The following is a 13,683-nucleotide window of genomic DNA, read 5'->3' as shown; positions in this document are numbered from 1 at the left end:
ATGACCGGGAAAGCAATGTCGCGGTAACCCAAAACGCCGGAGTGGCAACGCCTTTCTACGGGAGTTATAAGGGCTCGTTGCGTTTTCTCGACGGCATGGATTGCTGTTTTTCCTGAACTCTTTTCTTGAAGCCCTCTGTTTTGTTTAGAAACAGCTGCTAGTTGTTATCTGGACGTAACAGATCAAGCACGAAGCGAGAGTGGGAGAGGGAATGGCCGCCGAGGGTGCTCCGCCATTTTTTACTGAATCGATCATTTTTCTCGCGGCAACCGTCGTGGCTGTGCCTATAGCGAAACGGCTGGGGCTGGGCTCCGTGGTTGGCTACCTTGCGGCAGGTGCAGCCATAGGGCCATTCGGTCTCGGGTTTCTGGGGTCTGGGGAGGATGTGCTGCACGTCGCCGAGCTGGGGGTCGTCCTTCTTCTGTTTGTGATCGGCCTGGAACTCGATCCGCAAAAGCTCTGGAAGATGAAGCGGGACATCTTCGGCCTCGGAACGGTGCAAGTTCTGCTCACGGGCGCGACCCTTTATTCCATCGGACATTTCCTCGGGTACTCGACCAAGCTCTCCCTTGTGGCAGGCTTTGGTCTGGCGTTGTCTTCTACGGCCTTCGCCCTTCAGATCCTGCAGGAGCGTGGCCAGCTCTCATCTGCCTACGGCCAAAGGGCGTTTGGCATCCTGTTGCTGCAGGACATTGCCATTGTGCCGCTTCTGGCCATGGTGGCTCTCCTCGCGCCGGATGAAGGCCCTTCAACAGGCTCCGAGGTTGCCGTGGAAGTGGCGACGATCGTCGGCGCGGTCGGTGCCGTGATTCTGGCGGGGCGTTTCCTGGCCTCGCCGTTGTTCTCATTTCTGGCGGCCAGCCGTGCACGGGAAATCATGCTGACGGCTGCCCTGCTGGTAGCGCTTGGCAGCGCCGGCATCATGCATGCTGTCGGCCTGTCTATGGCGCTCGGGGCATTCCTTGCTGGCGTGCTGCTGGCGGAATCAAGTTTCCGCCACACGCTGGAAGCCGACATCGAACCATTCAGATCTTTGCTGATGGGGCTGTTCTTTGTTGCCGTTGGCATGTCGCTCGATTTTTCAATTCTCACTGAGAATCTTGGTCTGGTGGCAACAGGCGTTCTGATCGTGATGCTGGTGAAGGGTGTGTTCCTTTGGGCGCTGACACGTGGTTCGGGCTCATCCAATTCCGACGCCTTCCGCGTCGCCGTGACGTTGCCGCAGGGTGGGGAGTTTGCTTTCGTTCTTTTCACTGCCGCAATCAGCGCTGGCATCTTGCCCTATAAGACAGCGAACCTGCTCAACTCTATCGTTATCCTGACGATGCTGATGACACCGCTGGCCTGCCTTGCGTTGGACTGGATCGCGGCTCGATTGAAGAAAAGTGGCGTCGAGAATCCGTCAATCGAGACCTTTGACGAGGCGACACCAACGGTTTTGGTCATCGGCTTTGGGCGCTTCGGAATGATGGTCGGCCAGATTCTGACCTCTGAAGGTCTTGAAGTCCGAGCCATCGATAACCGGCCCGACCGCATCGCCTATGCACGCAAGCTTGGCTACAAGGTCTACTACGGTGATGCGACACGCCCTGATGTCCTTGCCGCCGCGGGCGCTGGAGAAGCTGCGTTGGTCGCAATGTGCATCGAGAACGACAGGGTGATGAGCCAATCCATCGATCTGATCCACGGGAATTTCCCCAACGCCTTGGTCTTCTGCCGGGCTACCGACCGCGCCCATGCAATGGAGTTGACCCAAAAAGGCGTTGACTATCAAATCCGAGAGACCTTTGAGTCCAGCATCGCTTTTGGCAAGGCGGCGCTGGAATCACTTGGGACACCTGTCGATCGTATCGCTCAAATCGAGGAAGATGTCCGCATCAGAGACGAGGAACGGCTCGCTCTTCAACTGGAAGAAGGTATCTTCGCTGGCGCTGATCGTCTTCACGGCGTGACGCCACGCCGACGCTCTACGGATGTCGTCTCAGATAAGCCGGACTGAGTACTGCGTCAGGGCAGCGAGTCGAAACCCGCGGAAAAGCCATTCAGGGAAATCGGAATTCCGATTCCTTCTTCCGGTGTCTGGAAGATGATGAACGTCGCCTGACCGCCGCTCTTCAGCTGGTTGATCAAATTGTCTTCCAGAATAACCTCGGCGATGCAGCCATTTGGCAGACACCGTACGAAGCCGGCACGACCTATATCTGCATCATCAACCCGAAGACCCAAGCCTGATGGCAAGAGAACACCTAGCGGCGCCAGGACGCGAAGAATTTTGGCTTGCTTGTCGGCCGTTTTCAGCACGATGACCGATAGCCCGACATTCTCGCGATCCTCAGCCGTAACATTCTGGATCAGCGCGCATTGCTCGCCGGAAGCTCCAGGTGGAGTGTCGCACCGCATTTGCCAATCCCCATGGGTTGCTTTCACCTCTCCTTGGGCAAGAGCGGGCAGAGCTGAGGTGGCGCCAAGGGCAAGTGTCAGGGCCAGGGAGGCTCCGAAAGAAGACAGACGGCTCAACAAGGGTATCCTCCAGTCACAGTTTGTGAACAACATTTAGCATGCCGGCCAATGGATGTATGCTTTCACAAACGCGAATCGACTTTGCTTTCTAAGCGCGAGATTGCCGTATGGAAGCCTGCGTGGCCACCCCTTCGGCGGAGACGGGAATGAGCTACTGCGCATTTTTGACCAGATTTCGACTGTCCTTGATCTCAATCAACGATATCAGAGGGTAAGTCCGGTGCGAAATGTCCTGATGACCATTGCAGCTTTGCGTTTCTTGTGGTTTTTGTGCGACGGAACGGAGTCCGTGGAGTGATGCGTCAGATCGCCGCTTAACCCTTTGGACCCATCGCGCTATGTGCGTGTTTGTGAGTATTATGTGGCAAAGCCGTTGTGTTTTGCCGGTCTGGCTGGAAGCGACATGCTCATGCGTGTCATAGCCCGGCTGCTGTTGGAGCCTTACGGTTCTTGGATTAGCATGCGTATACCGCTGGAAACGGGCGGTCGAGGGAAGGGAGCGCGGACGTGAAGGGCATCTTCAAGCGTCTCATCAACATGGTCGCACTGGCGATCGCAACGGTCTGTGGTTCAGCCGCGGCACTTGCTCAGGAACCCGGTTTCGTGCCGTGGCAGCTGGGTTTCCAGTCTGCAGCGACCGAAGTCATGGACGACATTCACTGGTTCAACAACATGACGCTCTGGATCATCACGATCGTCACATTGTTCGTGCTGGCTCTTTTGATCGTCGTCATGGTGAAGTTCAATTCCAAGGCGAACCCTGTTCCGTCGCGAACTTCTCACAACACGATGATCGAGGTTGTCTGGACCATTGCTCCGATCCTGATCCTCGTCGTGATTGCTGTCCCGTCTTTCCGTCTGCTCTACAAGGAGCTGGAAATTCCCGAATACGACATGACCGTCAAGGCGATCGGTTATCAGTGGTACTGGGGTTACGAGTACACCGACGAAGGCATGGGCGATCTCTACTTCGATTCCATCATGGTTGAAGACGCCGACCGTGCCGAAGTCGCCGAAGCACGTGGTGTTTCGCTGGATGAAGTCCCGCGTTTGCTCGCCGTGGACTATGACTTGGTTGTGCCGGTCAACAAGACGGTCCGCCTTCAGGTTACCGCCGAAGACGTTTTACATGCATTTGCGATGCCTGCTTTTGGCGTCAAGATCGACGCTGTTCCGGGCCGCCTGAATGAGACCTGGTTCAAGGCCCGCGAAACTGGCGTCTACTACGGTCAGTGTTCCGAGCTTTGCGGCATCAAGCATGCCTTCATGCCGATTGCTCTCCGCGTTGTCACTCAGGAGCAGTATGACGCTTGGGCGATTGCCGCGCAGGACGATCTCGATGTCGCCAATGAGCAGCTGATTGCAGCGATAGCCGCTGACAAGAAGGTGGCCGAGGCGCGCTCGATCGACGAAATCACTGTCGCCAAGAACTAACGGCGACAGTCAACGAATGCGGGCGCGCGCGACGATCGCACATTGCGACGTCAGACGCGCCGCCAGCTGGGCTTAACGAGGGAGCACAATATGTATGCGACCGATACACATGCGGCACATGGTCATCCGACAGGATGGCGTCGGTGGGTCTATTCGACCAACCACAAGGATATCGGAATTCTATATCTTTTCTTCGCGATCTTTGCCGGGATCGTCGGGGGAGCGCTGAGCGTCGGCATTCGCCTTGAGCTGCAAGAGCCAGGCATGCAGATCTTCTCCAACGCGCATACGTTCAACGTCTTCACGACTTCGCACGGTCTTATCATGATCTTCTTCATGGTGATGCCTGCGATGATCGGCGGGTACGCCAACTACTTCGTGCCGATCATGATCGGTGCGCCGGACATGGCCTTCCCGCGGATGAACAACATCTCCTTCTGGCTGCTTCCGCCCGCCTTCATTCTGCTACTGCTCTCGCTCTTCGTTGAAGGGCCTCCAGGTGGCAACGGTGTAGGTGGTGGCTGGACGATCTACCCGCCACTGTCCACCTCCGGGCAGCCGGGTCCGGCCATGGACCTTGCGATCCTGTCCCTGCACGTTGCAGGTGCTTCCTCGATCCTGGGCGCCATCAACTTCATCACCACCATCTTCAACATGCGTGCGCCGGGGATGACCCTGCACAAGATGCCGCTGTTCGCCTGGTCGGTGCTGATCACGGCATTCCTGCTGCTGCTGTCGCTGCCGGTTCTGGCTGGTGCCATCACCATGCTGCTGACTGACCGGAACTTCGGCACCACCTTCTTCGATCCTGCAGGTGGCGGTGACCCGATCCTGTTCCAGCATCTTTTCTGGTTCTTCGGCCACCCGGAAGTGTACATCCTGATCCTCCCAGGCTTCGGCATCATCAGTCACATCATCTCCACCTTCTCCCGTAAGCCGATCTTCGGTTATCTGGGCATGGCATATGCCATGGTGGCGATCGGTGTCGTCGGCTTCATCGTCTGGGCTCACCACATGTATACGGTTGGCATGTCCGCCGAAACGCAGGCCTACTTCGTGGCAGCCACGATGGTGATTGCGGTGCCGACAGGTGTGAAGATCTTCTCGTGGATTGCGACCATGTGGGGCGGCTCAATTGAGTTCAAGACACCTATGGTCTGGGCAATCGGCTTCATCTTCCTGTTCACCGTTGGTGGTGTGACCGGGGTGCAGCTGGCCAACGCGGGTCTCGACCGCGCGCTTCATGACACCTACTACGTTGTGGCTCACTTCCACTACGTTCTGTCGCTGGGCGCCGTGTTCGCGATCTTTGCGGCCTGGTACTACTGGTTCCCGAAGATGTTCGGCTACATGTACAACGACACGATCGGAAAAGCGCATTTCTGGATCACCTTCGTTGGCGTGAACCTGATCTTCTTCCCGCAGCACTTCCTGGGTCTGAATGGCATGCCGCGTCGCTACGCTGACTACCCGGACGCTCTGGCCAACTGGAACCTGGTCTCTTCGATCGGTTCGTACATCTCGGCCTTTGCCGTTCTGGTCTTCATCTTCGGTATCGTCGAAGCATTCGCCAAGAAGCGTGCTGTCGGCAACAACCCTTGGGGTGAAGGTGCAACCACTCTGGAATGGACGCTGTCTTCGCCGCCTCCGTTCCACCAGTTCGAAACCCTGCCGCGCATCAAGTAAGGCGACGGGTTTCCCCGCAGGCTCCAGCTTGCGACTGGACAAAATACACACCGCGCCATTTCCGGCGCGGTGTGACTTTGAGATCAAGATCCGTCCCTCTGCCCAAAGGCAGCTGCGAGACGGTAATACGAAAACAAACAAGGGACGCCGCCCATGTCGCTCGCCGAGCGCCAGGATACGATGAACACGGAAAGCTTCGTCTGGGATGGCGGGCAGGGATCCGTTGGCGACTACATCGCGCTGTTGAAGCCGCGGGTGATGTCGCTGGTGATCTTCACCGCATTCGTCGGAATGATGTTGGCGCCGGGGAACATTCACCCCGTGCTTGCCGCTGTGTCCCTGCTGTGCATCGCAATCGGCGCTGGCGCGTCCGGCGCTCTGAACATGTGGTATGACGCGGACATCGACCAGATCATGTCGCGGACCGCAGAACGCCCGATTCCTGCCGGCAAGGTCAGCCGTGAAGAAGCCTTCGCCTTCGGCATGACGCTATCTGTCGGATCTGTCCTGACGCTCGGGCTCCTCGTAAACTGGTTTGCCGGAGCCTTTCTCGCGTTTACGATCTTCTTCTATGTCATTGTCTACACGATGTGGCTGAAGCGTTCGACGCCTCAGAATATCGTCATTGGCGGTGCGGCCGGAGCCTTCCCGCCGATGATCGGCTGGGCGTCTGTGACAGGAAGCGTGAGCCTCGAAAGCTTTGTTCTTTTCCTGATCATCTTCATGTGGACACCTCCGCACTTTTGGGCGCTGGCGCTGTTCAAGAACAGCGACTACAAGGCCGCGGGCGTTCCAATGATGCCGGTTGTCGCTGGAGAGAATTCGACCCGCAATCAGATTCTGGCCTATTCGGTGGTTCTGACACCGCTTGCCGTCGCGCCTTATTTCTTGGGCTTTGCCGGTCTCTTCTATGGCGTTTCAGCGGGCGTCTTGGGGGCGATCTTCCTCGCGCTCGCATTCAACGTCTGGCGTGTGCGGGACGGAGAGGCTGCTCGCAAAGCGACGGTCCACCTCTTCTCCTACTCCATCTTCTATCTCTTCATGCTTTTCGCCATTCTTCTGGCGGAGAGCCTGATTTCAGGTCTTTAAAGCCATGACGGGTGACGAAAACGGTATCAAGCTGACGGTCGAGCAGCAAAAGCGTCGGCGCTCACGGTCAATAGCGATCGCCTTGTCGCTGGTCGCGCTCGTCGTGCTGTTCTATGTGGTTACCATCGTCAAGATGGGACCTGAAATCTTCAACCGGGCCCTCTGAGACAAAACCATGAGCGACTACAGATCCAAAGACGACAAGGCAATGCGCCGGAACCAGACCTTAGGTCTGGCGTGCGCTGGATTGTTCTTCACGATGGTCGGCGCCGCATATGCGGCCGTACCACTTTACAATCTGTTTTGTAAGGTCACGGGATTTGGCGGGACCACCCAGGTGGCGGAAGCAGCGAGCGATCTCGTGATCGACCGCCCGATCACCATACGGTTCGATGGCAATGTGAATCGTACGCTGAACTGGAATTTCAAGCCTGTTCAGCGGTCCGTGACCATGAAGATGGGCGAGAGCGCGCAAATCGCCTACACTGCGACAAACTCGGGCGCTGATCTCTCCGTCGGAACTTCGGTCTTCAACGTGACGCCGAACGAGGCAGGCGCCTATTTCAACAAGCTGGAGTGCTTCTGCTTTACCGAACAAGTGCTGGCACCTGGCGAATCAATCGAAATGCCAGTCTTGTTCTTCATCGACCCGGAAATGGACAAGGATCCCGAGCTGAAACATGTGAAGGAAATCACCCTGTCCTATACCTTCTTCCCGGTGGATGAGCCGGAACAACCTGTTGTGGCCCGGGCAGTTCAGCCCGCCGCTGAAACGAAGCTTTGAACCCGCCGCTCTGATGGCGACGGATCTATTTGTGTTTGGGGAGCATGCCGATGGCTGAGGCACATACCAAAAATCACGACTACCACCTGGTGGATCCCAGCCCGTGGCCGTTCCTGGCTTCGGTCGGAGCGTTCATCCTGGCCCTAGGTGCCATTGGCTTCATGAAGCTGGGTCAGGGAACGGAGTTCGTTCTTTTCGGTCTCGACCTGACCGGCTGGGGACTCTTCGCCGTCGGACTGGTAATTGTCCTTTACGTGATGTTTGCCTGGTGGCGTGACACCATTCGTGAGGCGCATGAGGGGCATCATACCCGTGTTGTTTCGCTACATCTGCGCTACGGCATGCTGCTTTTCATCGCATCCGAAGTGATGTTCTTCGTCGCCTGGTTCTGGGCCTACTTCGATGCTGCGCTCTTTGCGGGCGAGGCCATCCAGTTCGCGCGCGTGGAAGCAACCGGTGGTCACTGGCCGCCCGACAGCATCGCGACATTCGATCCTTGGCATCTGCCTCTGCTCAATACGCTGATCCTGCTCACTTCCGGCACGACGGTGACCTGGGCACATCATGCGCTGCTGCATGACGACCGCGAAGGTCTGAAGTGGGGACTGATCCTGACCGTGATCCTCGGCGTGATTTTCAGCATCTGCCAGGCCTACGAATATGGCCATGCCGCCTTCACCTTCGACGGCAACATCTACGGCGCGACCTTCTACATGGCCACCGGTTTCCATGGCTTCCACGTTATCGTCGGAACCATCTTCCTGGCCGTCTGTCTGTTCCGCGCTCTTGCCGGTCACTTCACCAAGGAACAGCACTTCGGTTTTGAGGCAGCTGCCTGGTACTGGCATTTCGTTGATGTGGTTTGGCTGTTCCTCTTCGTCGCCATCTACATCTGGGGCGCTGGAACGCCTGCTCACTGATCTTCGATACAGTGAGATGACGAACAAAGCGCCCGTTCCGGCTTCCGGTTCGGGCGTTTGCTTTTTGAACCAGCATTCCATTGAAGGTCATCATGTCCGACAAAGCCCATTTCCCACCTGTGAACCCGGTGACTGCCGGCATGTCCGGCCATTGTCCGCGCTGTGGCGGGGGGAAGCTGTTCAAGGGTTTCCTGGGGCTTCGTGATCGTTGTAGCAATTGCGGATTGGATCTCAATTTCGCTGACAGTGGAGACGGTCCCGCGGTTTTTGTCATAATGCTGGTGGGCTTTGTGGTCGTCGGGTTGGTCCTCGCGGTCGAGCTGTCCTATCAGCCGCCGATCTGGCTGCATATGGTGCTTTGGTTGCCGCTGACTGTCGTTCTTGCCGGTGGTGTCTTGCGTCCCCTCAAAGGCGTGATGATCGCCATGCAATACAAGCATAATGCCAGCGAAGGGCAGCTTGACACTCCACAGGACCAGGCCGCCGATCGTTGAATGCTCGGGAACAAAAGAAGTTGAAATCGCAAGTGTCTGAAGCCTCCTCGGTGCGCCGTCTCGTTCTTCCAACTGTCGCAACAGCGATCGCCTTGACGATTTTGCTGACGTTGGGCTTTTGGCAACTCGATCGTTTGGCATGGAAGAATGCGCTGATCGCCAAGGTGGAAATCGCGACGACGGCAGATCCACAGCCAGCGCCGGGCCCGAAAGGCTGGGCGGGTCTGGTTTCTTTCGATGTCGACTACCGACATGTGTTTATCGAAGGACAGTTTCTCGCAAAGGACGTGTTCTATTTCACGTCCCTCGGCTCCGACAGAAGCGGGCAGTACAAGGGGCCCGGCTATATGGTCTATAGCCCCTTCGTCACAGAGGACGGATGGACGGTGCTCGTCAATCGGGGCTTTGTGCCTCAGGAAATCTGGTCGTACGGCGCTGGGGTTTATGCCGGGCCGGATAAATGGCCTGACGCGACGCGCCTGACGGGGTTGCTACGTCTTTCGGAGACACCAAACTGGACGACGCCTGAGGTTCAGGAAAACGAACGTATCTGGTTTGCCCGAGACACCGATCACATGGCCAGTGTGCTTGGGCTCGAGACTGGAAAGCTCGCACCATTCAGTATTGATCTCGATGAAGAATTCTCCGGGAAAGACGGCATTCCGCAAGCGGGAGAAACCGTGGTGCGCTTCAAGAATGACCACCTCGGCTATGCCTTGACCTGGTTTGGTCTGGCAGCAACCTTAATAGGTGTCTATCTGACCTTTGCGCTGAGCTTGCTGCGCCGAAAGCCTGTTCCCGATCAGAGCTCTGATTGAAACCACGCCGCGGAGCCCAAAACAAAAGGGCGCAGAAACCTGCGCCCTGAAATCGTTTCGCCCTGAAAGCCTGATCCGAGTGCTGTGGCCCGGAAAACCTTGCCTTAGAGCGCTGCCAATATGGCAGCTGCGCCAGTCGCTGTCGCATCACTGGGCGTTTCCTCAATTGCCAGGAACGTGACTTCGCCATCTTTTGCCACCAGTGCAAAACGCTGGGAGCGGAGATGGCCAAAGATCGGCGCCGGACCAAGTCCAAGACCAACTGCCTCGACAAATTCAGCGCCGGTGTCCGCAAGGAATGTGATCTGATCGCTGGCGTTGGAGGCCTTTTTCCAAGCGTCCATGACGAAAACATCATTCACGGAAAGAACGGCAATGGTGTCGACACCCTTCGACTTGATGGTGTCTGCATGCTCGATGAAACCGGGAAGATGGTTCATGTGGCATGTCGGAGTGAACGCGCCTGGGACGCCAAAGAGCACAACCGTCTTGCCACCGAACAATTCACTAATGCTGATCTCGCCAGGGCCATCGGCGGTCATCACCTTGAAGGATGCCTCGGGCAGCTTGTCACCAACCTTGATGCTCATTCACCACACTCCATGTTCGCCGCTCATCCCCATGTGAGGGCTGTCTCCTATCCAAATAGAACTTTGCATCTGCGGCGTCGAGAGCTCAACCGGCACTTGTTGTTCTGTTGGCCGATTTAATCCGCCGCGGGAAGGAGTTCAGGCGGCACTTCGAACTTGGTTTCAACGGCAGCGTCCCCGTCGACAAGAACGAAGGTAAGGCTTGAGCCCTTGCCTGATTGCGCCAAGCCACGGGATGAAAGCGACCATGTTGCTTGAGAACCATCGCGTTGAAGCAAAACGGGAAGCGCGATGTAGGACCCTTCCGGCCCCTCTGCGAAAAGATCGATCTCAGCGGTTTCCGAGACTTCGGCTGTGATCAGGAATTGGTGGCCCTTGTCTGACGTTTCGGCATCAAGACTTAGAACGTTGGTGGCGCTGTTGCCCGCGGAGGTTGGCACGAGTTCCAGATCGCGGTCGATGAGTGTTGTCGCCAGTGCATCGGCCTTGCCGTCCGGAAAAAGTGTCAACGACAGGTTGGCATCGCCGGGCACACATATGTCCTTGCAGATACCAAAGAACATGGAAAGGGACAGGTCGATCGGATCTCCGGCGTCATCGGGTGTGATGATCACTGGCAGAACGACCGCATCGTGATAAACGATGGAGCTCGAAAAACCGTCATTATAACGCTTGGGTGCGGGGAACAGGACATCGCTGTTCTGCACGTTCTCAGACGCAGAAAAGTCGATCATCGGCGGAATGCCTGCCTCGCCTGGGAAACGCCAGTAGGTGTGCCAACCAGGCTCCATCGAAAATTCAATGCCCGCCTTGTAGGTGCCGTCCTGGAGGGGCCCGGCAGCGATCAGACGAACCGCTCCGCCATGTACACTTGCCCATTCTGTTGCTGCAGCGCTGGCCGCGCTTGAGACAAGGACGGGGAGGTAGGCTGAAAATGCGAGTGCTATGACCAGTCGTTTTACCATGCCTCTTTGCTAACGGATCCGAGGCTGTTCGTCATCACTGGGCGTGCCCTGCTTGCGTCATATCTGCGTGACAGGGTGGTGAGGTCACACAAGTTTGGCGCCTGCTCACAATGAGATTATTCAGCAGATCCCGACGTTAACAATTTTGTAAAGTCAGGGTACTCTTTTGGATCTCTGAATTGGGCAGAACGAGGAGACCAGTTGGCGTGACCGGATATCGGGAAAGACAATCGGTTTCATGAAGGAGTACGGAATGACGGATTCGCTCGAAGGCCAGTTTCTGATTGCCATGCCAAACATGGATGACGGACGCTTCGATCATTCTGTGATTTATGTCTGCTCGCATACGGAGCAGGGTGCCATGGGTTTGGTGCTCAACCAGGTGGCGCGTCATCTCAGTTTTGAAGATCTGCTGCTTCAGCTCAACATTTTGAACGACGAAAATGCCATTCGCCTTCCGACCAAAATTCGGGAAATGAACGTCCACAAGGGTGGTCCGGTTGAAATGGAACGTGGCTTTGTCCTGCACACGAATGACTACGTGCTGGACAGATCGACCCTTGAGATCGACAATGGAATTTGTCTGACCGCGACCCTCGAGATTCTCAAGGCCCTTGCTGAAGGTCGTGGCCCGGAAAAGGCCATGCTTGCGCTTGGCTATTCTGGTTGGGCACCTGGGCAGTTGGAAAGTGAGATCCAGGCAAATGGGTGGCTTACCGGTCCGGCCAGCCGGGATCTGGTGTTTGATCCGACTTTCGACGACAAGTGGCAACGGGCCCTGAAATCCATCGGCATCGATCCGGCCATGCTATTCGGCACTGCTGGCCACGCATGATTGCGACCGCCTGCTGCAAATCGACGCTAAAGACAGTTTGCAGGCGAGGGTTTTGTTTTAATTCCGGCTAAGTTTGCTCTAGGGTGCGCCAAAAGCGAATACGCTTGATGAGTAACGACAGTTTGGAGGCAATCGGGCGGTGAAATACTTCAGTACGCGCGGCGAAGCACCTGTTCTCGGCTTTTCCGAGGTTCTCTTGCAGGGACTGGCGCGCGATGGCGGCCTCTATCTCCCCGAAACCTGGCCCACCTTCGACGCAGACAAGATCGCGTCATTTGCTGGAATGCCCTACGCAGATGTCGCCTATGAGGTGATGCAGCCGTTTGTGGTCGGTGAGATTTCTGATCAGGAACTGCGCGATATGATTCGTGAAGCCTATGCCGGGTTCCGGCATGAGGCGGTTACGCCACTCGTGCAGATCGGCGCCAACAGCTTTGTTCTCGAACTTTTCCATGGTCCGACGCTTGCCTTCAAGGACGTGGCAATGCAGCTGCTCGGCCGAATGATGGACCATGTTCTGACCAAAAAAGGACTGAGAGCGACCATCGTTGGCGCGACCTCTGGTGATACCGGCGGTGCAGCGATCGAGGCGTTTCGTGGGCGCGACCGGACCGACGTTTTCATTCTTTTCCCGGATGGGCGCGTGTCGCCGGTGCAGCGACGGCAGATGACGACGCCAACCGAGGCGAATGTCCATGCTTTGGCTCTGACCGGCAACTTCGATGATTGTCAGTCCATCGTGAAGGGGATGTTCAACAACTTCGGCTTTCGCGACCGGGTGGCACTTTCAGGCGTGAACTCCATTAACTGGGCACGGATTCTGGCCCAGATCGTCTACTATTTTGTTTCGGGGGTTGCGCTTGACGCACCGCACCGCAAGGTGTCTTTCACCGTTCCGACCGGGAACTTCGGCGATATCTTTGCAGGTTATGCGGCCATGCAAATGGGGTTGCCCGTTGAAAAACTGGTCGTTGCCACGAATGTGAACGACATTCTGGCAAGGGCATTGGAGACGGGCCGCTACGAAATGCGCGGTGTGACGGCAACCAGCGCGCCGTCGATGGACATTCAGATTTCGTCGAACTTCGAACGACTGTTGAGCGAAGTCAGTGACCGCGATGGCAGCGCGGTGCGTCGCATGATGAACCAGCTCACCCAGTCAGGCAGCTTCACCATAGAAGACGGCCCTCTCGCAAAAATGCGGGAGACATTCCTTGCTGGACGCTGCAATGAGGCGGAAACCGCCGAGACCATCGATCGTGTCCTGAAACAGAGCGGCTACCTGCTTGATCCACATACTGCGATTGGTGTTCATGTCGCCAAGGAGCAGGACATCAGCGAAACGCCGATGATCATCCTTGGCACCGCCCATCCGGCGAAATTTCCGGATGCCGTAGAGGCAGCGTCTGGCATACGACCCGCGCTTCCGCCCGAGCTGCAGCCTATGATGAGCGCAGAAGAACGCCAGGAAGTTCTGCCCGCGGAGCAGGACGCAATTGAACGCCACATCGAAGAGCATGCCCGCGCCGTGCGCAGCGGGGTTTGACC

General features: G+C 56.8%; 14 protein-coding genes. 11 read left to right on the top strand and 3 right to left on the bottom strand.

Going from position 1 to position 13,683, the window contains the following annotated elements:
- The first annotated feature begins 211 nt into the window (after positions 1-211).
- Entirely contained in the window at positions 212-1,999 is a 1,788-nt protein-coding gene (locus tag ABJZ52_RS17215; RefSeq protein ID WP_348185959.1) for a monovalent cation:proton antiporter-2 (CPA2) family protein, read from the top strand.
- A gap of 8 nt (positions 2,000-2,007) precedes the next feature.
- Here ABJZ52_RS17215 and ABJZ52_RS17210 read toward each other — a convergent pair whose 3' ends face one another.
- A complete protein-coding gene (locus ABJZ52_RS17210) occupies positions 2,008-2,508 on the bottom strand; it encodes an invasion associated locus B family protein (RefSeq protein ID WP_348186217.1) in 501 nt (166 codons plus the stop codon).
- A gap of 549 nt (positions 2,509-3,057) precedes the next feature.
- Between ABJZ52_RS17210 and coxB the strand changes: the two genes are divergently transcribed.
- The 8 genes from coxB to ABJZ52_RS17170 all read left to right on the top strand — a co-directional run bounded on the left by coxB (position 3,058) and on the right by ABJZ52_RS17170 (position 9,745).
- Positions 3,058-3,954 carry a cytochrome c oxidase subunit II gene (coxB, locus tag ABJZ52_RS17205; protein WP_348186215.1) on the top strand — a complete coding sequence of 299 codons (897 nt, stop codon included), beginning with the start codon at positions 3,058-3,060 and terminating at the stop codon, positions 3,952-3,954.
- A gap of 90 nt (positions 3,955-4,044) precedes the next feature.
- A complete protein-coding gene (gene ctaD, locus ABJZ52_RS17200) occupies positions 4,045-5,640 on the top strand; it encodes a cytochrome c oxidase subunit I (protein ID WP_153770863.1) in 1,596 nt (531 codons plus the stop codon).
- Positions 5,641-5,793: 153 nt separating this feature from the next.
- Entirely contained in the window at positions 5,794-6,729 is a 936-nt protein-coding gene (locus ABJZ52_RS17195; RefSeq protein WP_348185957.1) for a heme o synthase, read from the top strand.
- Positions 6,730-6,733: 4 nt separating this feature from the next.
- Positions 6,734-6,895, top strand: a complete 162-nt coding sequence (locus ABJZ52_RS17190) for a hypothetical protein (RefSeq protein ID WP_348185956.1) — start codon at positions 6,734-6,736, stop codon at positions 6,893-6,895.
- A gap of 9 nt (positions 6,896-6,904) precedes the next feature.
- Positions 6,905-7,513 carry a cytochrome c oxidase assembly protein gene (locus tag ABJZ52_RS17185; protein WP_348185954.1) on the top strand — a complete coding sequence of 203 codons (609 nt, stop codon included), beginning with the start codon at positions 6,905-6,907 and terminating at the stop codon, positions 7,511-7,513.
- 50 nt (positions 7,514-7,563) lie between these two features.
- Positions 7,564-8,433: a cytochrome c oxidase subunit 3 gene (locus ABJZ52_RS17180; protein WP_348185953.1), complete on the top strand. Its 870-nt coding sequence runs from the start codon at positions 7,564-7,566 to the stop codon at positions 8,431-8,433.
- An 89-nt stretch (positions 8,434-8,522) separates the two neighbouring features.
- The gene (locus ABJZ52_RS17175; RefSeq protein ID WP_348186213.1) at positions 8,523-8,927 is read left to right on the top strand and encodes a DUF983 domain-containing protein; all 405 of its coding nucleotides are present in this window, start codon (positions 8,523-8,525) and stop codon (positions 8,925-8,927) included.
- A 32-nt stretch (positions 8,928-8,959) separates the two neighbouring features.
- Complete coding sequence (locus tag ABJZ52_RS17170; protein ID WP_348185952.1) at positions 8,960-9,745, top strand: SURF1 family protein; 786 nt, start codon at positions 8,960-8,962, stop codon at positions 9,743-9,745.
- A 104-nt stretch (positions 9,746-9,849) separates the two neighbouring features.
- Here ABJZ52_RS17170 and ABJZ52_RS17165 read toward each other — a convergent pair whose 3' ends face one another.
- Positions 9,850-10,335 (bottom strand): peroxiredoxin, encoded by a 486-nt coding sequence (locus ABJZ52_RS17165; RefSeq protein WP_348185951.1) that lies wholly within the window; start codon positions 10,333-10,335, stop codon positions 9,850-9,852.
- A 116-nt stretch (positions 10,336-10,451) separates the two neighbouring features.
- Positions 10,452-11,300: a protein-disulfide reductase DsbD domain-containing protein gene (locus tag ABJZ52_RS17160; RefSeq protein WP_348185949.1), complete on the bottom strand. Its 849-nt coding sequence runs from the start codon at positions 11,298-11,300 to the stop codon at positions 10,452-10,454.
- A 253-nt stretch (positions 11,301-11,553) separates the two neighbouring features.
- Here ABJZ52_RS17160 and ABJZ52_RS17155 point away from each other — a divergent pair, with 253 nt between their 5' ends.
- Both ABJZ52_RS17155 and thrC read left to right on the top strand, forming a co-directional pair.
- Positions 11,554-12,135, top strand: coding sequence for a YqgE/AlgH family protein (locus ABJZ52_RS17155; RefSeq protein WP_348185948.1), 582 nt, complete (start codon positions 11,554-11,556; stop codon positions 12,133-12,135).
- Positions 12,136-12,274: 139 nt separating this feature from the next.
- Entirely contained in the window at positions 12,275-13,681 is a 1,407-nt protein-coding gene (thrC, locus tag ABJZ52_RS17150; RefSeq protein ID WP_348185945.1) for a threonine synthase, read from the top strand.
- The last annotated feature ends 2 nt before the right edge of the window (positions 13,682-13,683 follow it).

It is taken from the genome of Roseibium sp., from assembly GCF_039982295.1.
In the GTDB taxonomy this organism is placed as follows: domain Bacteria; phylum Pseudomonadota; class Alphaproteobacteria; order Rhizobiales; family Stappiaceae; genus Roseibium.
This window is presented reverse-complemented; position numbering and strand designations above follow the sequence as displayed.